Consider the following 20970-nt stretch of genomic DNA (forward strand, 5'->3'; position numbering starts at 1 on the left):
GGCGCGGAGCCCGCAAGCCCCGACCAGCTTGGACTCTCCCTGTGACGTGGGCGGATGGACAAAGGACGGACAGCATCGCGCCACGCATGTCTTCGAGGCCGCGGCCTGGTTTCGGGCGATCAAGCCCGTTTGCCGCTGCGGGCATAGTGCGACGTTCAATCCCTATGGGATCTGGTGGCGCTTCGAGTGCAGGATGTGGGACGGCAATCTCGTCAAGGCGTGCCAGAAATTCTGGTGTGTTCGCTGCGGCGCGCGGACGGGCAAGCGCGTCCGCCCGGTGCGGATCGAGCTCGTCGACCCGAGCCCCGATGACATCGCCCTGCCGATGCCCGAAGAACGCGAATGGAAGCGCGCGCTCAGCCGTTTCCGCGCCTGAGGACTGAGTTCATGGATATCGAGACGGACGACGCGCTGGTCGGCATCGGCAAGCTCCACCGCGTGATGGTGTGGAACGGCCAGCGCGAATGCGAGAAGGAGATGCTGTGGGGGCTGCCCTCGCGCGATGCCGATATATTCCAGATCCCGCTCCTGAAGTCCGAGACCGCGATCATTGATCGCCCCTGTCTGCTGCTCGCCAATGAGTTCGGCCTCGTGAAGCGCGGCAAGACGATCTACGCCGCAAGCCTCATCAGCGACGAGCCTTTCTTCTGCATCGCAGCGGTCTGGCGTCCGGCGCACCGCCTGTGGCCTGAGAGCTTCGCGGTGCTCACCGTCCCGGCCTATGACGATCTGGCGCCGCACAAGGATCGCCACGTCGGCGTGGTCCGCCCCGAGGACTGGTTCGACTGGTTGATGGGGGCGCGGCCGCCGCTGGACATGTTGCGACCTTTCCCCAAGAATAGCTTCAGCATCATGCCGCCGATCCAGCAGAATTTCGACGAAATGCTCGGCGCGGCCTGACCGAAACCACCCAAGGGGACTCGCCGCCATGTGCAATCTCGTGACCCTCAAGGCTTCGGTCGCCGAAGTGGCCTCGGCGTTCGGTGCGCGGCGTCCGCTCACCAATGCGCAACCCGGCGAAGTCTATCCCGGCGGACAAGGATTTGTGGTCCGTGACGACGCGGGCACGCGCGCGCTCCAGTCGATGACCTGGGGCTTCCCGGTGCGGCTCAAGCATATGAAACCGACGAGCAAGCCCAAGCCCGTCAACAATGCCCGCGACGACAAGCTGATGACCTTCTGGCGAACATGGTTTACCAATCCCGCCCAGCGCTGTCTGATCCCGATCACGGCCTTCGCCGAAGCCGAAGGCGAGAAGGGCAAGATGACGCGAACCTGGCTAAGCGTCGTCGACCAGCCGCTCGCCGCCTGCGCCGGGCTCTGGCGTCCGACCAACGAGTGGGGCGATTGCTATACGATGGTGATGGTCGATGCGACCGAGGAGCTGTTCGACATTCACGACCGGATGCCGGTCATTCTTCACGCCGCCGATCATGACGCCTGGCTGCAAGCTTCGGCTGAGGAGGCAATGAAGCTCGTTACCCAATATCCGGCAAGCCGGTTGGAGGTTGAGCGGACCGACGTCCCGTGGTTCAGCCGCAAGCCCCCGAGCGCGTATGCCCCGACGCTCCTTTGAGAAGCTGGATAGCGGGGCGACGTCACCCGCCGAATAGCGACCGGATCGCGCCGATGAGGCCGGCAATGAAGGAGCCGCCGACGAGAACAGCGGCGAACCAGAATTCGATCGCCAGCGCGCGCGATTTCCATTTCGGTTCCTGATCCATCTGACCGGCATGCCATGACCGGTGAATGTAGGAAATAGTGGAATCGGGGCCATCTCCGAACGCCATAATCATTGCATGACATGTGACAAAACCTATGATACATCGCATTTAAGTTAGAGGTTTTGTCACATGCACACATCGATAACGCAAGGCGAGACGCTTCGAGCGCTCTTTGGCGCGCATCCGATCCTGCGCGCGCGCGAGCTACGCGCCGCAGGCGTGGCACCCGAAACCATCGCTCGCGCGGTCGACAGTGGCGACATCGACCGTATCGCGCGAGGACTCTATCAGCTTCACGGCGCGCCGATCGACACCGACCAAGGCCTCGCCGAAATCACCAAGCGCATCCCGAACGGGGTTATCGCCATGGTATCGGCGCTCGCTTTCCACGGGCTCACCGACCAGATGCCGCGGCGGGTCTGGGTAGCAATAGGACCCAGCGACTGGGCACCGGTCATCGATTATCCGCCTGTCCGGATCGTCCGCCTCGCCGACAAATATCGACGCCAGGGGATCGAGCATCACAAGGTCGCCGGGGTCGATGTTCCCATCTATTCGGTTCCCAAAACGCTGGCCGACCTGTTCCGTAATCCGCGCCTCGTCGATCGCTCGGTTGCGGTCGAGAGTCTGCGCGCAGCGCTCGACCAGCGCAAGACGAGTCCCGGTGACATCGCCGAGGCCGCGGCAGCGGGCGGGGTCTGGAAGCGAATGCAGCCCTATCTCGAGGCGCTCAGCTTCAATGGCTAAGGCACCCGTCAATCTGGCAGCCTCGGTCAAGGACCGGCTGCTCCAATTGGCGCGCAAGGAGCGTCAGCCCTTCGACGTTCTGCTCGTTCGCTTCGCGCTCGAGCGCCTGCTTTACCGACTGTCGCTCTCGCCGCTACGGGACCAGTTCATTCTCAAAGGCGGTCTTCTCGTCACGCTCTGGCTCGAAGACGATAATCGAGTCACCCGCGACGCCGACTTTCTCGCCTTCGGCGATGCAAGCGCCGAACGGCTGATAGCGGATTTCGGCGCGATCATGAAAATCGAGGCGGCTGACGGGCTGACTTTCGATATCGACGCACTCACCGCGCGGCCGATCCGCGAGGGAGCCGAATATGGCGGCATGCGGCTAACAACGACCGCCTTTCTCGAACGAACGCGCATCCCGATCACGATCGACCTCGGCTTTGGCGACGCCCTCTCGGATCCGGCGCCGCCGACTTCCTTCGCGACGCTGCTGGACTTTCCCGATCCGGAGATCCGCACCTATTCGCCGACAAGCGTCATCGCAGAGAAATTTCAGGCGATGGTAGCGCTCGGGATCGCCAATGGTCGCATGAAGGATTTCTACGACCTCTGGGCGATTCCGCAGGCCTGCGACATCAATGCTCAAGCGCTCGACGCAGCACTTGCGGCGACATTCGATCGACGCGGCACGCCGATCCCGGCTGACCGTCCGCCGGGGCTCTCGGCTGCCATGTTCGAAGACGGCGACAAGCGGCGGCAATGGGATGCCTATGCCGCGAGCCTTGAGCTTGAAGGCGTGACATTCTCCGCCGTGATCGACGCGGTCTGGGGCCTTGTCGCGCCGAGCTGCGAACGACTGCTTGCCCATGACGTTTCGATCGCCACTTCGACTCCAGATGCCGCCGGTGCGTGACGCCGGCTCCGCCGCGGTCGGCGTATTAAGGCATTAGGTGTCAATCTGGGTCCGATTGGTGCACCAAGCCGCTTTATCAGGTGATTTCCTGTCGTTACACCGAAGAGGCGATCGGCATTGCGTATAGAGGCTGAGGTATCACCCGCCCGCCGCAGTGCGAGGACCATCGCGCAGCTTGTCCAACTTCATTGTCTCCCGGAGAGGAAACGGGAGCGATGAGCCATGGAGCGGATCGCGGGCGGACGGGTCGGGAACGCGTCGGCGGCCGATGAATCGACGTGAAGCATTTTAATCTGACGGAGGAACTCGCACACGACATATCAGGCGCCGACAAGGAAGAACGGCTCTTTGCCGCCCTGTCGAACGCCGCCGACCGCATGGGATTTGATCTTTTCGCGCTCGCCTTCGATCGCCGCGGCGGCGGCGGCGAGGGTGCATCGATGCTCGTGCATAATTATCCCGACGCCTGGGCGAATGTCTATGTCGGCTTCGATCTCAGCGGCACCGACCCGATCCGGCGCGCCGGCGAAAAATCCATGACGGGTTTTCAATGGCGCAATGTCGATCACTACATCCCGCTTTCTCGCGGTGACCGGCAGTTGCTGAAGGTCGCCCGCGAGAGCGGAATCGGCGACGGCTTCACGGTGCCGCGGCACTTGCCTGGCGAAGCGACCGGAAGCTGCTCCTTTGCCGTCGCTCCCAATGCCAGGATCCCGCTCGAGATGCTCCACGCCGCCGAGATCGTCGGCGCCGTGGCGCTCGCCGCGGCGCGGCAGCTCATCGGGACAGGCTCCTATACTCCGCGGGCGGCGCTGACCGAGCGGCAGCGCGAATGCGTGCTCTGGTCCGCCCGCGGCAAGACTGCTGGCGAGACCGCCAGCATCCTCGGCATCAGCGAAGAGACCGTGGTCCGTCATCTCAAGATCGCGCGCGAGCGCTATTCAGTGCCTTGTCGGCAAATGCTGATCCTCTGCGCCCTGTTCGACGGCGTCATCGGCTTTTCGGATGTCTATGACTGGTGGCGCCCGCTCTGACGCTCGCACATAAATCGTCCCGGGATTGCCCATTTCTGGGCATAGCCGCGCGGTGGGAATGATGGTCTGATCCTGGCACCGACAAGCCAAGGAACCATCATGATCACTCAATCCACGCGGGCGCAGGATGCGCCCGGGAATGCGGCGCTTCGCGCCATGTTCGCCGCCCGCAAGCAGGTCTTCATCGACAAGCTGCAATGGGATTTGCCTGCCCTCGACGGCCGCTTCGAGCTCGACCAATTCGACACCCCGGACGCGCGGTACCTGATCCTGCTCGATCCCGATGATCTGCGCCACCGGGCGTCGGCGCGGCTGCTGCCAACCACGGCGCCGCACCTGCTCGGCGACATCTATTCGCATCTTTGCGCCGACGGGGCGCCGTCCGGTGAAGGCGTGTGGGAGATCAGTCGCTTCTGCCTCGACCCCGGACAAACGCCCACCGAGCGCCGCGACGCGCGCAACCAGTTGGTCACCGCGCTGGCGGACTATGCTCTCCGCCACGGCATAGGCGAATATGTCGGTGTCGCAGAAGCCGGTTGGTATCACACGATCAGCAAATTTGGCTGGACATGCCGCACGCTGGGTCCCGTTCACCGGGATAGCGCGTGCCGGATAGTCGCCCTCAGCATAGCGATCGACGAGGATACGCTCCCCGGATTGCAGCGCACCGGCACCTATGCGCCGCTTGTCCTCAAGTTCGAAGAAGGCGGGGAGGCGGGGCGATGAAAAAGGATCTGACCGAAGCCGATCTGCCTGGCCTGCTCTTCGAGGAGCTGCGCCGCAAAGGCTATTGCATAATTCGCAACGAGGCGGTCGCGCGTGTCCATGCGCTCGCAAGGGATCTCGACCCCATCTTCGCCGCGACGCCCTTTTGTGAAGGCAATTTCTACGGCCGCCGCACAAAGCGCTTCGGCGGCCTGCTCAAGCGATCGGAGCACATGGCCGCACTGGTACTCAACCCGCTCATCCTTTCTGCCGTGGAGACCATTCTCGGCACCGGCTGCGACCGGATCCAGCTCAACCTCACACAGGCGATCGAAATCCATCCGGGCGAAGTGCGGCAGTTCCCGCACCGCGACCAGGATATGTGGCGCGGCGCCGACGGCACCCAGGAATATCTCGTCAACGTCCTCTGGCCGCTGACACCCTTCACAAAAGAAAACGGCGCAACGCGCATCTTTCCGAAGAGCCACGGCGTGAAGGGGATGGCGAAATCTGATCTTGGGCAACCCATTTTCGCCGAAGGCAAGCCGGGCGCGGCGATATGCTTTCTGGGATCGACTGCGCATGGGGCGGGCTCGAACCTCAGCCAAGAGGTCCGGCGCGGCGTGCTCGTCAGCTACAGCTTGGGATGGCTGAAGCCCTATGAGAATTTGTGGCTCGCCTATCCGCCCGAGGTCGCCCGGACGTTTCCTCCCGAACTGGCCGCGCTCGCCGGCTATGCGCAGCACCGCCCGAATCTCGGCAATTACGAAGGGCAATGCCCATCGATCCTGCTGCAAGACGAACGGCCGGCGCATATCGGCGCGATCGACGCGCTCCGTACCGACCAGGCCGACGCCGTGTCCGAATTCGCTGCTGCGGAAAGGAACGAAAAATGAGCCCGGCACACGTGTTCGAGCCGACCTATGAGGCGATCAAGCGTCAGCTGATGAGCGGAGAATGGGCTAGCGGCACCCGGATCGAAGCGGCCCGTCTCGCCGAAGATCTCGGGGTCAGCGTTACCCCGGTTCGCGACAGTCTCTACCGGCTCAATGGCGAGCGGATGGTCGATTTCGCACCGGGCGAGGGCTTTCACGTTCATCGGCTGACCGAAACCGAGTTTCGCGACCTGCTCGAGTTGCACCTGATCTTGCTGCTCGCGGCGCTTGCGACGGCGCCAAAAGGCTCGGCAACTTCGGTCCCCGCTGACCAGCCCTATCCCGACCGCATCGCGGACCTGTTCCTGGCGATCGCGGAGCGCTCGGCGAACAGCGAGATCGTCGCGAGCATCGCAGCGATCGGCGACAGGCTTCAGCTATCGCGTCATTTCGACGCGATGATCCTTGCCGACATCGACGCAGAGTATAACGCGATCGCGATCGCCTTCGCCGATGCAGAGCCGCAAGCGCAGGTTCGCAATCTCCTGCTCGGTTATCACGAGCGGCGCGCGCGTGAAGCGGCCAGCTACGCCCGAACGCTCGCCGGCCATCCGGGTCGACAGCCATGATCGCTGGCCGAAATGGGAGTGACGTTTTGCTTGTCAGCGCCGCCTACAATTGACATGATTCGACGGCGCAGGAGCATCGCTGGCAGTTCCTGCGCGGAATATTTCGCCAGGCATCATATGCGCCAGTCCCTGACCGGACCGGCGGCCCAACCGGTCCATGGTTCGCGCGAGCGACCAAACGGCGGCACAGCACTGGAAGACGGGTCTCTGGCGAATGCCGGCTGGTCCCGTTCGTGCCTCCGGGATTTTCTGTCGTGTCTTCCTGTACCTGCGGCGACCGTGCGCCGCCGCGTCACCCCTTTTCGGTGTCCTCGGCCTGCCATGCCCATCCGGCCGATCGTCCCCCTTCGGCCGATGAGCGTCCAGAAGCCGGGCACGATCTGGACGCGATATATCGGACCCATCGCATATCGCTCTTCCATTTCCTTCGCCGCAAAGCAGGAGCCGAGGAAGCACCGGACCTAGTGCAGGAAGTGTTTGCTCGCGCCGCGGGGAGCGCACAGCGCCACCAGCTCATCAATCCGGGCGGGTTTCTTCGCCGCATCGCCCAAAATCTCCTTATCGATCGCGCGCGGCGCCAGAAGTCCGCGCGGGCGATCTTCTTTCCGCTTCGCGAGGAGCGCGACGGCGCGACGCCTGCGGCGCAGGAGTGGAACCTCGAAGCCGCGGACCTGCTGCGATTGTATGAAACGGCGGTTGACGCCATGCCGCCAAAAACGCGCCGCGTTTTCCTGATGCACCGGGTGGACGAACTCAGTTATCGCGAGATACACGAACTGCTGGGCATCAGCATCGCAACGGTGGAATATCATATGATGAAAGCGCTCGGTCAGATTTCAAAGTTGGTGGACGGCGGCCGATGACGAGCACAAGCGGCGGCAACTATCCCGTCGATGAGGTCGCGCAGGCGTGGCTGATCAAGATGCGCGGCGAGGACGCCGGCGCGCTGCGCGGAGAGTTTGAAGCGTGGCTCCTCGCATCGGCCGATCATGGCGAAGCCTACCGCCGCGCCGAACGCCGCATGGCGGCCATGGCGGTTCTCAAGACCTCGCAGCGCCACGGAACAAGCCATGCCGAAGCGCGGCGGGGCCGGGTTCGCGGCTGGCTGCCATGGGGCGCCGCCGCGACCGCAATCGCGCTGCTGATTGTAGCATTCGGGGCTGGAGGCGCCTCCCTTCCCGGCCAGCCCGGCAGTGCGTCCACCGCGCGCGCCGCCGAACCCCTGATTACGCAGCGCGGCGAGATCCGCACGTTCCGGCTTGCCGACGGCTCGCGCGCGACGCTTGATACCGACAGCCGGCTGGACGTCGCGTTCGGAGACGGCGACCGCAGCGTCCGCTTGGTAAAGGGCAGGGTCCGTCTTTCCATCGCCAAGCAAGCTAAACCGCTCCATATCGACGCCGGGACAGGCGCAGCAATCGCGAACGATGCCGAGATCGACCTTAGCCTCGACGAGGCCGGAACGGTCAGTGCGGCCCTCCGGCGCGGCGAGGCCGGCCTGCGCGCAGACGCCAAAACCGGTCCTGCGACCGCGTTGTCACAGGGAAAGACGCTGACCTATCGGCGTGATGGCAAGTTGCAGTTCGGTATGGCCCAAGCGTCTGACATTCCCGCAAACTGGCCCGAAGGCTGGGCCGAATATCGTTCGATAAGGCTCGACCGACTGGTTGCGGAGGCCAATCGCTATGCCGTCATCCCGATCGTGATCGACGATGCGGCGAGCGCCGCGCTTGAGGTTTCCGGCCGCTTCCATCTTAGCGAGACCGATGCTTTCGCTGAACGGATCGCAACCCTGTTCGGTCTCAGGGTCGAACGCACGGCGAGAGCCATCCATCTTCGCCGCCGATAATTTTTTCACCCAAGACTAAGGGGCTCCCCTTCGCCCCGTCAACGCACCCCCACTGGCCGCCTGCCTGAAGCACGGCCGAGGAAATGGGGGAGTGATAATGTTGAAGAAGTCCCGTTCGCTGGTCGCGCTGCTGGTCGGCAGTGCCACCTGTTTTTCACCTACGGTTGCGCTGGCCATGCAGCAACAGCGCCAGCCCTACGATATGCCCGCGCAGGATCTCGACGACGCGCTGCGCAGCGCTGCCACGATTGCCGACATCGAGCTCTACGCATCGTCGCGCGATCTTGATGGAAAGACTGCGCCGCCGTTGAAAGGCGAGCTGACGAGCCGCGAAGCAATCGAGGCGCTCCTCAAAGGTAGCGGGCTCACCGCAAGGTTCGAGGTCGGCTCGGTGGTCATTTCCAGACTCGCCTCCGCCGAAAATGCCGCCGCGACCGAGGCCGAGCCGATTGTCGTGACGGGGTCACGGATCACGGGCGCGCCCACGGCAACCCCTGTGATCCGGGTGACCTCGGAAGACATCCGCAACTCCGGCCATGCCGATCTTGGCGAGGTGGCGCGCAGCTTGCCGCAGAATTTCGGCGGCGGCCAGAATCCCGGGATCGGAAATTCGCAAGGCGCCGCGAATGAAAACGTGAACGCCAATGGCGCATCGACTTTCAACCTGCGCGGTATCGGTCCCAATGCGACACTGACGCTGATCAACGGCAATCGCTTTGCCTACAGCAGCGTCAATTCGGTGATCGACGTCAGCGCCATTCCCATCGCGGCGGTCGACCGCGTTGAGGTCGTGGCCGATGGGGCATCGGCCATCTACGGCGCCGACGCGGTCGCCGGGGTCGTCAATATTCTTCTCAAGCGCGACTATAAGGGCGTATCGACCAGCGCCCGGCTCGGCCTTTCGACCGACGGCGGCAATTTCCAGCACCAATATAATCTTCTCGGCGGATCGCGCTGGTCGGACGGCGGCATCATCGCGGCCTATGATTATTCGCACGGTACCGCGATCCGGGCGAAAGATCGCAGCTATGCCTTCGCCAACAACCCCGATTCGACGCTCTTCCCTGCCCTTCGCCGACACGCGGTTCTGCTGAGCGGTCACCAGTCGCTTGGCGGCGGCGTCACCCTGGCTGCCGATCTTATTTACAAGCGCGGAAGGATGGAGTCGGCGACCGGTTTCACGGTCGCTCAGCCGCTCCGAAACTCAGGGCTTGAGGCGCGCACCAAGTTCGAAACATTTGGCGTCGCACCGACGCTGTCGGCCGCACTGTCGGCCAATTGGAAGCTGAAAGCGGGCGCGTTTTTCGGCACCGACACGACCGATGGCATCAGCCAGAACTTCAGCGGCGGCGCGCCGAGCACTGCCACCGCGCGGCACTTCTTCAACCGGAATATCGCGGTGGAGGCGGGACTGGAGGGGTCGCTGTTCGAGCTCCCCGCGGGCCCCGCGCGACTGGCCTTTGGCGGCGGCTATCGCACCAACCGTTTCAAATCCGAAATCGGAACCCGCAGCTTTTCACGCTCGCGCCGCAATCATTTCGCCTATGGCGAGCTTTTACTGCCGATCGCGGACCCCGATCAGGATCTGGCCTTTGCGCACCGCGCTTCGCTGACCGGGGCGCTGCGCTATGAGGATTATTCGGACTCCGGCGACATCGTCACCCCGAAGCTGAGCTTCGTCTATGATCCGGTCGAGCAGGTCCGGCTGGGGGTGTCATGGGGCAAATCCTTCAAACTTCCGACGCTCTATCAACAATATTCCGGCTATGTTGCGCTGCTCGTGCCGGTCGGCGGCTTCGGCCAGGGATTTCCCGCTGGTTCGACCGTCGCTTATGCTCTCGGGCCGAACGACCAGCTCGAGCCTGAACGCTCCGAAAACTGGACCTTCAGCGCGACCGTGAAACCGCTCCATGGTCTTGAGGTTTCGGCAAGCTATTTTCGGATCGACTATAAGGATCGCGTTGCGCCGCCGCTCGCCTCGGGCGCCGGGGTTCTGAACAATCCGATCTTTGCTGATCTCGTTACCTTAAATCCTGCGCCGGCCCTGCTCGACACCATCTTCGCCGGTGCCGATGGCGGGCTCCAGAACATTACGGGGTCTCCCTACGACCCGGCGCGCGTCGTCGCCTTCCTCGATGCTCGCGACCGCAATATCGCGCGGCAGAAATATCGCGGCGTCGACATCGCGGTACGATATGATGCCCAGCTTGGCAGCGACCGGCAGCTGAGCCTGAACGCCGGAGCCACCTGGCTCGACAGCAGTCAGCAATTGCTTCCCGGCCTGCCGGTGACCGACCTCGCGGGAACAATCTTCCGCCCGCCGCATTTTCGGGCGCGCGGCGGGCTCACGCTGAGCGACAAGGCCTTCTCGCTCGCGGCCTTTCTCAATCACAGCGCGAGCGTCACGGACAATCGTCGTCCGGCAGCCATCAAACTTAGCGGATCGACAACGCTTGACCTGACCGGCCGATTGCGGCTCGGCGCAGGCACGGAAGTTGCGCTGAGCGCACAGAATGTCTTCAACAGCAAGCCGGAGCCGATCTTCACCACCTCGCCTTTCGATGCTCCGTTTGACACGACGAACGGGTCAGCAATTGGCCGCTTCCTGAGCGTCACGGTTCGGCATGACTGGTAGCATCCGCCTATGGCCGCTTCTTCTGTTGGTCGGTCTCGCTAACAGCGGGACGGCCGTCGCGGAGGAAGGTCGGCGCTGGACGCTCGAAGATGTGGTGACCGTCCCGGCGGAGTTCGAATTGAGCTTGGCGAGCGACGGCAAGTCGCTCGCCTATCTCGAACGGCGAGCGGATCTCCAAAAGAATGAGACCGTCTCAATTCTTCATCTGTTTGACCTGCGCTCGCGCGCCTCGCGCGAGATTCTGCGCGCGGCGAGCGCAGAGCAGCTCCGACCGTTGCCGAACGGCACGGGCTGGAGCCTACTGCTAGATCGGGGCGACGAGCTTCAGCTCTATGCGCTCGACGCCGAAGGGACGATCAAACCGCTGCTGGTGCGCGATGCGAAGGTTACCGTCGGCCAGACCGAAGGCGCGCTGTTCGCCGTGCGAAGCGGTGCGCCGCGCCGGATCGGGATTTTATATCACGACTGGTCTCCCGACGGACAATGGCTTTGGTACGCCACGCTAAAGCCAAGTTCGGAACCGGCCAATGTTGCCATCGACGACGCGGTGGTTAGCCAGCGCAATCGGCGTCGCGCGCCGGTCCGGGCGATCGTAGAACTGCGCATACGGTCGGCGACGGGCGAAGACTGGCTGGTCGCATCGCGGCCATCGGGCGACCGGCTTGCTTTCTATTATGGCGGCCATGTCGAATGGACCGACGAAGGGCCGCGCTACCAGTTAGAGCAATCCGATGCGGAGCGGGCCGACGGCATCGGGACCTTTTCCTGGAGCTTTGTCACCAACGCCAGCCGGCCCATTCAGGAAAGTTCGGGTTTTCCGGCGATCGGTCTGGTGCGCGGCCCGAATGGCGGAACTCTTGCAAGCGAGGGTTTCGGCAGGACGCTTGCCCTCACGGAGACGCACACCGATGGCCGAAAAACTCACTATGGTCGCCAGCCCTATTACATCGGCGACCCGCGTTCGGCAGGAAATTGGCTCTCGGGGGATGGGCTAAGCGCGCTGCTGGGGGTGCGAACGACCTCGCATCCACGGTACGGGTTGGTTTTGCTTACCGGTCGGCACGCAACGTCGCTGATCCGCCCCGGCAGCTTGACGGCCTGCGACTTTCGCGAGGATCTCGCGTGGGGCATTTGCGTCGAGGAAGGGCTGAACCAGGCGCCACGGTTCGTCCGTGTCGAACCGAAAGACGGGCGCGTGCAGGCCATCGCTCCGCTCTCCGCTGCTCATGATTCGATCGCACCGTTGCGCGTCACGCCGCATCAATGGACAAACCGGCTCGGCTACCGATCGACCGGATTCATCGTCTGGCCTCGCAATTACCAGACAAGCAGTCGCTACCCGGCGATCATCATCACTCATGGCAGCGATGCGGACGAGCGCTTCGCGAACGTCGATCTGCAATGGAACTACCCCGCTCAGCTGTTCGCCGAGCGCGGATATGTCGTCATTCTCATGAACGACCCCTCGGCTCGGCAGCAGGCTGAGCTTTGGCACGCCTATATGATATGGTCGGGCGGCCCAGGCACACTCGGTCCCGAAAAGCTGCGCGAGCTGATCTGGATCAACGGCGTCTATAGTTTTGAAGACGCGATCGCCGAGTTGGCAAGCGAAGGCATTGTCGATCCCGACCGCATTGGCATTGCCGGGTACAGTCGGGGATCGCAGATGGTGAATGTCGCGATGACCCAATCGGAGATGTTTCGCGCTGCTTCCAGCGGGGACGGGAATTATCTTGAACCCGCATCCTATTCAGATCCGAAAGACGGGTATCACGCCGTCTTCGGCGGCCCACCTTCAGGTCGTTACCTCGACGCCTATCGCCAGCTGTCGCCCTCGCTCCGTGCCGATAGGGCGTGTGCTCCGGTCCTTCAGCAAATGGCTTCTCCCTTTGCGGGAGCGATCGATTTCTACGCCGCGCTGCGCGAAGCAAAGGTTCCTGCGCAGATCAGTCTCTATCCTGGCGAGACCACCGCCACCGATGAGACCCATCTGTTTCACATCCCCTCCAATCGGCTGCGCGCGATGCAAGAGAATCTGGCGTGGTTCGACTTCTGGCTTCGCGATCGGCGCGACCGGGATCTGGATGACAGAGGCGCATTCGACCGCTGGGCGAAAATGGCGGCGCAATGGAAAACAAGGTGTGTGCAGACGCGAGGCGCCGAGCGGCGATAGCCTTATGACGCGCGAACATCCGTCCACCAACGAACCCAGCTTTCCGCCGCGCAAAGTGCGAGGATGCGCTGCGCCTTTTCGAAGCCCGCCACCGTCGGCTGCGAGGCTCCTTCCAAGGTCCTGAGGTCGAGCAGACCGGCCCGCGCCAGCAGGCCAGTGCGCAGCAGGTCGCCGGCATGTTCCGCGTTCGCCTGGAATATGCGCTGCATGAAGCCGCCCGGCCCGCCCTTGGACGTGCGGCGCAATAATTGCACAGGGACGATGGATTTGAATGCCGCCCGAGCGACGGCGCGATCCCTGCCGCCCTCGATCCACTGCCATGTCGGGATTGACAGGCATGTTTCGACGATTGGTTGCGACAGGAGCGGCGCGACATGCTGCGGATGGGAGCGGCGGGGATACAGCTCGATGCTGCGATGCGCGCGCGCCAGCAGCCTGACATGCGCCGCCTTGCCGGGCGGCGTGCCTTCGGGCGCTTCCATCCATGGATGGGGCGGCCTCGGCACATCCAGCTCGGCGATCGCGGCGGAAGAAAGCCCGGAAGTGTCGCGATGAAGTTTTACGGGCCGGCTGCAGTCACGATAGCGATCCCAGGCGTGCCGCAAGATGGTCGCACCGCTGGCTCCCGTCAGATCGCTCAAATCGCGCAGGGTGTCGAAAAGCCCGTGACGCGGTCCCTGCGCCATGAAACGATCGACGAACGGCGAGGCGCTGCGGATCGCACAGAAGATATTGTCCCCGCCATTGCCCGAGAAGAAGGCATCGATTTGATGCTCGCGGCGGAGCTCTTCATGAGCCGACGCGATTGCCTGCATGTAGAATGGCGCGTGCGGCCAAGGGTGGTGCGGCGCCACGGCGCGATCAATCTCAACCTTGCCGAGGTCATAGTGGGCTTCAAGCAAGGGAACGCCAATCGCCTTGGCGAGAATGGAAGCATAGCGGCGCTCATCGCCAATCGCATCGTCTTCGATCATCGTCAGGCAATGAAGCGCGGCGGCGCGGCGAGATGCGGCGCCGGCGACAATCGAGGAATCGAGGCCGCCAGATACGCCGGTCAATATGGAATCAAAGCAGGACGCCCAGCTTTCGATACAGTCGAGCGCCACGGCGCGAAGCTTACGGGCGGCCACCTCGAACCGCTTGTGGGGGACCTGCGTCCAATCCCACGGTGACCACCAGCTTTCCAGACGACGCGATCCCGAAGTAATGATCAGACATTCCCCTGGAAGCAGTACCTGGACACCTTCGAGGCAGGTTTCTCGGCTAGGCGCGCCTCCATTAGCCAGAAACCGCGCAACTGCCGGATAATCGACGCCGCCACGTCTGCCGAGATCGGCAGCGTCGCTCGACGCTGTGACGCCCGCCCCATCGGCGCGGTAATAGACGGGCAACAACCCGGACGGGTCGCGAAATATCGCGAGACCTCCACCGGGCCGCGCCAAGATGGACACATAGCCGCCCCAATAGTCGGACACGAGCGACCGGCCGCTAGACGCCGCCATTCTGGTTACCGCCGTTTCATGCAGATCCAACACGCGGCGGCTCATTTCGCCTCGCTCGAACAGGTGGCCGATCAGATATCCATGCCCACCCAGGGCAAGCGGCTGTCGATCGCACCAGAGCCGAGCGCCTGGAAGCGATAAGGCGGGTGGGTCCGCTTCGCCATTGTCACGATCAGCCTGTCCCGACGCCTCGGAAATCTCGATGCGAAAGTACCCCGGCATCAGGCGACCAATATCGGTGTGTAGGGGGTCACCACATCGAGCGGATCGGTCAATACCGCCGAGCCCAGCTGCACCCAGCAATGCGCGGCGAATGGCAAAGTTACGCCGATCACCAGCCGGGCCTCGCACCCCTTTCCGGCCAGCACACGGCGCATTGCAACGCCGCGGCTGAGGCATTCATCCATGCCGGAAAAATAGTGACGCGCTCGCTTAAACGCCGCGGCTACCTGGCGTGCATCCGACCGTTGAACGTGCGGAGCTACTGGCACGCCGTGCAAAAGATTAGGCAGAATTTCCATTAGAGCGAGTTTCCGAACATGCCGCTGAGCTAGGGCCAGGACCCATACCGAACGGGCTGTCTCAACCGCCGAAGCCCTTTCGAGATTTGGCTCCTCGAGAACACTGCTGGTCGGAGCGATCCTTTCGGAACTAGATTGATCGACCGGCGGCGCCAGATGGTGCAAGCCGCGTGCGGCAAGCCAATCATTGTCACCCTCCTCTTGCGCTCCGGCGACAATCCGGGAAAAGCGATCAGCCGCACTTTGCTCAAGCATGAAATAGCGATCGCGGGACAAGTCCAGAAAGACGAAGGTGCCGCCGACTCTGCACCAATGCGTGGCAGCTGAAGTGATGACATTCATCATGGAAGCGCGCGACGGAGCGGTGGCGTGCAGTGCGAGGACTGCACGCCACGCGTCAGTCAATCGTCGGCGCTGATGCCGCCGAGGATAAACTTGTCCCCGGGCTGTACGTCCTGCTGGCCCGACGGCAGCGCGCCGAGGGTTTCGTCCTGGGCGGCGCCGAGATCGATGATGTCGTCATGCGTTTTCATGTCACGTTCCTTTTCAAGGTTGCGACCAAGATGAGTCGCAGTTGAAAAGTATGCCTCGCGTCAGAGCGCTACTATTTAATAATCCAATTATTATTCTAGGCGTTGCATCGCGAAAAAGTGACCGAGCAAAGGAAACGCGCGTCTGGAGCACGTACCACCACCTTTAGCAATTGCCTGGACATACGTGGCGGAACCCGGTCACTCGCCCAGTTGACTGTACGGGCGCGCGCCTATTTCCAACAGATCGACCGCAATCAGCAACCAAAACTGCGACCGAAAATGGATCTAATTGGAGTATGCCGTCCAAAGCTGCGCCAGCGGGGTTGCGCGCTGCGATACCGGCGATCGCTAGATCGTCTGATCCTGTCCGGCGGTGCTAGCCTGAACTGATCCAATTTTCTGATGAGAGGCACCAGATTCTTACCCACGGCACGGTACTTGTCGCGACCTTGGAGAGGTTAACTGAGGGAGGATATGAGAGGCAACCTACAGGATTTGAACCGGTGACCTTCGCCATCAGAGAGTCGTCAAGATTGGTCTTGGAAAGGTCCGATCGAAGAGCAGATTTGCGCGTGGCCACGAGGTTTTTTCGCTCCTGAAAACGGTGATTGCTGGGTGATTGCTGGCCAATTTTTGGAGGTCAAAATTCTGTTAAAAGTCATTCTATTTCAATAGCATGATTGACTTGTCACATGAAGTGTGGTATTTCCGCTACCGCCGCCGCTGACGCCGAAGTTTACGGCGCCCAAACAAATGGGGCGGCCTCTTTATGAGTGCCGCCCCAGTTTAGTGGAACCGTCGGGGAGAGGGAGAGGACGGTCCGGAGATTGGTGTCTTGTCTGGCTTAGCGGTTCGTCTTAGCGCGACGCCATCCGGCTGTCGGTTTCGACTTCGGCGACGCCGGCAATCTTCAGCGCGGCGCGGAACTGCTTCGCAGCGGCGCGTTCGTTGCCCGCTTCGCACAGCTTCTTGCCGGTCGAAACGAAGCGCTTTGCGCTCGCCTGCTTGCCGCCTTCGACGCCGCCAGCGGCGACATGGGCCTGCTCGGCCAGACCGGCGCAGCGATAGTCGCTGCCTGACTGGGCGTAAGCGGGGGTTGCGGTTGCCATCAGGCCGGTGAACGCCAGTGCCGAAGCGGCGACGATGGCGAAGGCGGCAGGAAAGCGGCGAAATGAGGAGATCTGATAGGCCATGGGAGAGAGTCCTTTCGTTTTGTTGTGCAACCTTTTTAGGCGCGGTTGCGCAGATAGATAATCCTCTATAATCTGCAAGTGCTTTGAAGCAGGATTTAACAATCCCCCATGGGGCGCTCGACGGGATCGAAGCTTTCCTGCGTGTCGCGGAACGGCGCAGCTTTTCCGCCGCCGCATCGGATTTGGGGGTATCGCCCTCGGCGATCAGCCAGACGATCAGGGGGCTGGAGGCGCGCGTTGGCGGGCCGTTGTTCATGCGCACGACGCGCAGCGTGGGGTTGACGCAGGCAGGAGAACAATTTCTCGAACGCGCCGCTCCCGCCTATGCGGGGCTGGCCGAGGCCTATGAAGCGGCGCGCAATCTGGGCAACCGGCCCGCCGGTCGGCTGCGGATCAATCTGATGCGCGGCGCGATCCAGCCGCTGTTCGAACCGATCATAGCGGGCTTTTGCGATACCTATCCCGAGATCGAGCTGGAGATCTACGCCGACGATGCGCTGTCGGACCTCAGCGCCGGCGGCTTCGACGCCGGGGTCAGAATGGGCGAAGCGCTGGAAGCCGATATGATCGCGATCCGCCTGTCCGGACCGTTCCGCTTCGTCGCGGTGGCAGCGCCCGCCTATGTCGCACGCTATGGCATGCCGCAGCGCCCCGAAGAATTGCGCGACCACCGCTGCATCCGGATGCGGCTGTCGAGCGGCGGCATCATGCCGTGGACCTTTGTCGACGGAAATCGCGAATTCGATGTGCCGGTGACCGGGCCGGTGATCGTCAATGATTTTGCCGGGATCATGGTCGCGGTGCGTAGCGGGCTGGCGATCGGCATGACCGCCGAACCGGTCGTCGCCGAACACGTCGCGCGCGGCGAGTTGAACCTGGTGCTGGGCGATTTCTCGCCGAGCACGGCAGGCCTCTTTCTCTATTATCCCAGCCGCAAACAGGTGATGCCCAAATTGCGCGCTTTCATCGACTATGCGCGCGAATATCTGCCCGACCATTTTTGACGCGATCGCCCTTGTTTCGGGGCTCCGTCTGGCGCGGAAACAAATCCCTTCGTCGGCAGCAGAAAAATTGGACTCGCCTCGGCCCACAAATCGCGGCAGCAGGTTCTCAACTTAATAGGTTGGGATGATCCGATGATCGACTTCGCGGCTATCGACTTTACCGCCTTGCTGCCGTTCATCCTGATTGGCTTTGCCGCGCAGCTGGTCGATGGCGCGCTTGGCATGGCGTTTGGCGTGATTTGTAACACGCTGCTGGTCGCGGTATTGGGCGTCCCGCCAGCCACGGCGTCGGCGCGCATCCATGTCGTCGAGATTTTCACGACCGGTGCGTCGGGGCTCAGCCATTTGTTCCACCGCAACATCGACTGGCCCTTGTTCTGGCGCTTGTTGATTCCCGGCGTCATCGGCGGGGTGTTGGGGGCTTATGTGCTGACCTCGCTCCACGCCGACATCGTCAAGCCGTTCGTGCTCGGCTATCTGGCGCTGATCGGCGTCTGGCTGCTGGTGCGCGGTTTGCTGTATCCACCAAAAATCTCGAAACCCAAGGTCGTGGCGCCGCTCGCGGTGGTCGGCGGGTTTCTGGATGCCGCGGGCGGCGGCGGCTGGGGGCCGGTCGTGACCTCGAACCTGCTTGTCCAGGGCGGCGAACCGCGCAAGATCGTCGGCACGGTCAACAGCGTCGAGTTCTTCCTGGCGGTCGCGGTGTCGATCGCCTTTATCGCCAATCTGGGGTTCGAGGAAATCCTTGGCCCCACGCTGGGGCTGATCATCGGCGGCGTCGCGGCGGCCCCGCTTGGCGCCTATATGGCCAAGCGTTTTTCGCCCAAGGTCATGCTGGTGATGGTCGGGGTGGTGCTGACCGCGACGAGCGCGTTCGGTTTGTACAAGGCGCTGGTGTGATGATGGGGTGACGGCGGGTTGCGACCGAAAGTGGTCATACCATTATCGTCATCCCGGCGAAGGCCGGGATCTCGCCGGTGCGGAAAACCGATAGGGTGAGATCCCGGCCTTCGCCGGGATGACGAATAAGGGAAGGTCCGCTTCCCACCCCGAAGCAGCCCATCAATTCGCCGGTTTGGTCTCGTCGATCTTTTCGACCCACTCCGGGTAAAAGCTCGGCTCGCGCGCCGACCAGCCCGGGGCGGTCGCGGCGGCTTCGCTGATCGACTGAAGCAGCAATCGCCGCTTGTCGGGATGCAGGTGCGGTAGCGATGCCGCGGCGCAAAAGGCGCCGGGCAGCCACGGCCGCGCGTGTGCGCCGAGCAGGCGTTCGTAGAGGAAACGGTAGGAGGCAAAGCCCGGCAGGCGGTCCTGCCCCAGATCGAATGCCGACACCGCCACCAGCGGCGCCATGAAACCTTCGAGCGCATCGAGGCCGCTGTCGTCGGGGATATGGGCGCGGATGTCGGTGATCCGTTGATAGACGCGGGCCTGGACGCGGATCGCGGTTTCCTCGACCATGTCGCGCGACCAGCGCGCGATCGCGTCCTCGCGCTCCAAGCCGATGTCGAGCGAGCGACGGATGTACCGCTGCGTCGCCGCCGGAAAGGCCGCAAATTCCTTGATTTCCGCAATCGACAGATTACCGGCTGCCGGTCCCGAACGCGTCGCCATGGTCGTGCTCCTGCACGGCGCCCGAGGAGCCATCCCCCCGGAGGCCGCAACTCTGCAATGTGCCACCAAAATAGTTAGCGGCGGGTTAACCATGGTGTCGGCGATCGTTCAGCCAGTCGAGGGGCGTTGCGCGGCGGCGCGAGCGGGCCTAATCAGCGTGCCTTGAAACCATAAGACACTTGCAGGTCCATCATGTCGCACACACCGCAGCCGGTCATTTCCGCAACCGGCCTTTTCACCCCCGCCGAACGCATTGCCAACGAAGAACTTGTTGCGAGTTTTAACGCGTATGTTGCGTTGCACAATAGGGAAAATGCGGCAGCGATCGCAGCTGGTGAAATCGCCGAACTGGCTGAGTCCAGTGTCGAATTTATCGAAAAGGCGAGCGGCATCGGATCGCGCTTCGTCGTCGACAAGACGGGCATTCTTGATCCCACGCACATGGCGCCGCGCCTGCCCGAGCGCAGCAATGACGAGCTGTCGTTGATGGCCGAAATCGGCGTTGCGGCAGCCAAGGATGCGCTGGCGCGGGCCGGACGCGATGCGGCGCAAGTCGATGCGGTGCTGTGCGCGGCGTCGAACATGCAACGCGCCTATCCGGCGATGGCGGTCGAGATCCAGGACGCGCTGGGCATCGACGGGTTCGGGTTCGACATGAATGTCGCCTGTTCGTCGGCGACGTTCGGGATCCAGACCGCCGCCGATTACATCCGCGCGGGCCATGCCCGGAGCGTGCTGGTGGTGAACCCCGAAATCTGTTCGGGGCACCTGAACTGGCGCGACCGCGACAGCCATTTCATCTTCGGCGACGTCGCGACCGCGATCCTGGTCGAGGACAAGGATATCGCGCCTGCGGGGCATTGGGATATTCTCGCCACCAAGCTGAAGACCGTCTTTTCGAACAATATCCGCAACAATTTCGGCTTCCTCAACCGCGCCCATGGCGGGATCGACCAGGACGGGCCGAAGAGCGACAAATTGTTCGTCCAGGAAGGCCGCAAGGTGTTCAAGGAAGTCGTGCCGATGGTCGCGAACATGATCGTCGAGCAGATGGAGGTGCTGGGCCTCGAAGGCGGCGACATGCGGCGGCTATGGCTGCATCAGGCGAACACCAACATGAACCGCCTGATCGCGCAGCGCGTACTGGGGCATGAAGCGAGCGACGACGAAAGCCCAACGGTGCTCGACACCTATGGCAACACGTCGAGCGCCGGGTCGATCATCGCCTTTCACCTGAACCATGAAGACATGGTCGCGGGGGATACCGGGCTGATCTGTTCGTTCGGCGCGGGTTATTCGGCGGGCACGGTGTTCGTTCGGAAGACCTGACCGCC

General features: G+C 62.8%; 22 protein-coding genes. 16 read left to right on the forward strand and 6 right to left on the reverse strand.

All coding sequences use genetic code 11. The annotated features are described in order from the left end of the window. From VGN68_RS03580 to VGN68_RS03590, 3 genes are all read left to right on the forward strand, one after another. Positions 1–376: hypothetical protein (locus VGN68_RS03580; protein ID WP_327473947.1), on the forward strand; the 376-nt coding region annotated here is incomplete at its 5' end. Positions 377–387: 11 nt separating this feature from the next. Then, on the forward strand, positions 388–900 hold the full coding sequence (locus VGN68_RS03585; RefSeq protein WP_037556211.1) for a hypothetical protein: 513 nt from the start codon (positions 388–390) through the stop codon (positions 898–900). Positions 901–928: 28 nt separating this feature from the next. Then, complete coding sequence (locus VGN68_RS03590) at positions 929–1576, forward strand: SOS response-associated peptidase (protein WP_037556213.1); 648 nt, start codon at positions 929–931, stop codon at positions 1574–1576. A gap of 22 nt (positions 1577–1598) precedes the next feature. Here VGN68_RS03590 and VGN68_RS03595 read toward each other — a convergent pair whose 3' ends face one another. Continuing rightward, on the reverse strand, positions 1599–1724 hold the full coding sequence (locus VGN68_RS03595; RefSeq protein WP_257545241.1) for a hypothetical protein: 126 nt from the start codon (positions 1722–1724) through the stop codon (positions 1599–1601). 129 nt (positions 1725–1853) lie between these two features. Here VGN68_RS03595 and VGN68_RS03600 point away from each other — a divergent pair, with 129 nt between their 5' ends. The 10 genes from VGN68_RS03600 (at position 1854) to VGN68_RS03645 (ending at position 13269) form a co-directional block, all read left to right on the forward strand. Continuing rightward, positions 1854–2471, forward strand: coding sequence for a type IV toxin-antitoxin system AbiEi family antitoxin domain-containing protein (locus VGN68_RS03600; protein ID WP_037556215.1), 618 nt, complete (start codon positions 1854–1856; stop codon positions 2469–2471). Beyond that, positions 2464–3369: a nucleotidyl transferase AbiEii/AbiGii toxin family protein gene (locus VGN68_RS03605; RefSeq protein ID WP_037556217.1), complete on the forward strand. Its 906-nt coding sequence runs from the start codon at positions 2464–2466 to the stop codon at positions 3367–3369. The genes VGN68_RS03600 and VGN68_RS03605 overlap by 8 nt, the downstream gene beginning before the upstream one ends. Positions 3370–3647: 278 nt before the next feature. Continuing rightward, positions 3648–4403, forward strand: a complete 756-nt coding sequence (locus VGN68_RS03610) for a LuxR family transcriptional regulator (RefSeq protein WP_231729159.1) — start codon at positions 3648–3650, stop codon at positions 4401–4403. 99 nt (positions 4404–4502) lie between these two features. Next, complete coding sequence (locus VGN68_RS03615) at positions 4503–5129, forward strand: acyl-homoserine-lactone synthase (RefSeq protein WP_037556220.1); 627 nt, start codon at positions 4503–4505, stop codon at positions 5127–5129. Beyond that, a complete protein-coding gene (locus VGN68_RS03620) occupies positions 5126–6004 on the forward strand; it encodes a phytanoyl-CoA dioxygenase family protein (RefSeq protein ID WP_037556221.1) in 879 nt (292 codons plus the stop codon). Before VGN68_RS03615 ends, VGN68_RS03620 begins: the two co-directional genes overlap by 4 nt. Then, positions 6001–6612 (forward strand): GntR family transcriptional regulator, encoded by a 612-nt coding sequence (locus VGN68_RS03625; RefSeq protein ID WP_037556223.1) that lies wholly within the window; start codon positions 6001–6003, stop codon positions 6610–6612. The genes VGN68_RS03620 and VGN68_RS03625 overlap by 4 nt, the downstream gene beginning before the upstream one ends. Before the next feature lie 305 nt (positions 6613–6917). Then, the gene (locus VGN68_RS03630; RefSeq protein WP_197411487.1) at positions 6918–7475 is read left to right on the forward strand and encodes an RNA polymerase sigma factor; all 558 of its coding nucleotides are present in this window, start codon (positions 6918–6920) and stop codon (positions 7473–7475) included. Next, positions 7472–8461, forward strand: a complete 990-nt coding sequence (locus tag VGN68_RS03635) for a FecR family protein (RefSeq protein ID WP_037556225.1) — start codon at positions 7472–7474, stop codon at positions 8459–8461. The genes VGN68_RS03630 and VGN68_RS03635 overlap by 4 nt, the downstream gene beginning before the upstream one ends. 97 nt (positions 8462–8558) lie before the next feature. Continuing rightward, positions 8559–11096 (forward strand): TonB-dependent receptor, encoded by a 2538-nt coding sequence (locus tag VGN68_RS03640; protein WP_052182326.1) that lies wholly within the window; start codon positions 8559–8561, stop codon positions 11094–11096. Continuing rightward, entirely contained in the window at positions 11086–13269 is a 2184-nt protein-coding gene (locus tag VGN68_RS03645) for a prolyl oligopeptidase family serine peptidase (RefSeq protein ID WP_052182327.1), read from the forward strand. The genes VGN68_RS03640 and VGN68_RS03645 overlap by 11 nt, the downstream gene beginning before the upstream one ends. Positions 13270–13271: 2 nt before the next feature. Here the strand turns inward: VGN68_RS03645 and VGN68_RS03650 are convergent, their stop codons facing one another. The 4 genes from VGN68_RS03650 to VGN68_RS03665 all read right to left on the reverse strand — a co-directional run bounded on the left by VGN68_RS03650 (position 13272) and on the right by VGN68_RS03665 (position 17018). Further along, complete coding sequence (locus VGN68_RS03650; RefSeq protein WP_081933130.1) at positions 13272–14993, reverse strand: asparagine synthetase B family protein; 1722 nt, start codon at positions 14991–14993, stop codon at positions 13272–13274. Next, entirely contained in the window at positions 14993–15637 is a 645-nt protein-coding gene (locus VGN68_RS03655) for a lasso peptide biosynthesis B2 protein (protein WP_082656048.1), read from the reverse strand. The genes VGN68_RS03650 and VGN68_RS03655 overlap by 1 nt, the downstream gene beginning before the upstream one ends. Before the next feature lie 56 nt (positions 15638–15693). Further along, positions 15694–15825, reverse strand: a complete 132-nt coding sequence (locus VGN68_RS03660) for a hypothetical protein (protein WP_257545256.1) — start codon at positions 15823–15825, stop codon at positions 15694–15696. Between the two features lie 857 nt (positions 15826–16682). Continuing rightward, positions 16683–17018, reverse strand: coding sequence for a hypothetical protein (locus VGN68_RS03665; RefSeq protein ID WP_293702708.1), 336 nt, complete (start codon positions 17016–17018; stop codon positions 16683–16685). Between the two features lie 83 nt (positions 17019–17101). Here VGN68_RS03665 and VGN68_RS03670 point away from each other — a divergent pair, with 83 nt between their 5' ends. Next, entirely contained in the window at positions 17102–18022 is a 921-nt protein-coding gene (locus tag VGN68_RS03670) for a LysR substrate-binding domain-containing protein (RefSeq protein WP_327473956.1), read from the forward strand. 132 nt (positions 18023–18154) lie between these two features. Beyond that, entirely contained in the window at positions 18155–18922 is a 768-nt protein-coding gene (locus VGN68_RS03675; protein ID WP_293702714.1) for a sulfite exporter TauE/SafE family protein, read from the forward strand. A 162-nt stretch (positions 18923–19084) separates the two neighbouring features. On the opposite strand, the gene VGN68_RS03680 is transcribed toward VGN68_RS03675, so the two are convergent. Beyond that, complete coding sequence (locus tag VGN68_RS03680; RefSeq protein WP_293702715.1) at positions 19085–19636, reverse strand: hypothetical protein; 552 nt, start codon at positions 19634–19636, stop codon at positions 19085–19087. Between the two features lie 192 nt (positions 19637–19828). Here VGN68_RS03680 and VGN68_RS03685 point away from each other — a divergent pair, with 192 nt between their 5' ends. Continuing rightward, positions 19829–20965 carry a beta-ketoacyl-ACP synthase III gene (locus tag VGN68_RS03685; RefSeq protein ID WP_327473959.1) on the forward strand — a complete coding sequence of 379 codons (1137 nt, stop codon included), beginning with the start codon at positions 19829–19831 and terminating at the stop codon, positions 20963–20965. Positions 20966–20970: the final 5 nt, after the last annotated feature.

Source organism: Sphingopyxis sp., from assembly GCF_035998965.1.
In the GTDB taxonomy this organism is placed as follows: Bacteria; Pseudomonadota; Alphaproteobacteria; order Sphingomonadales; family Sphingomonadaceae; genus Sphingopyxis.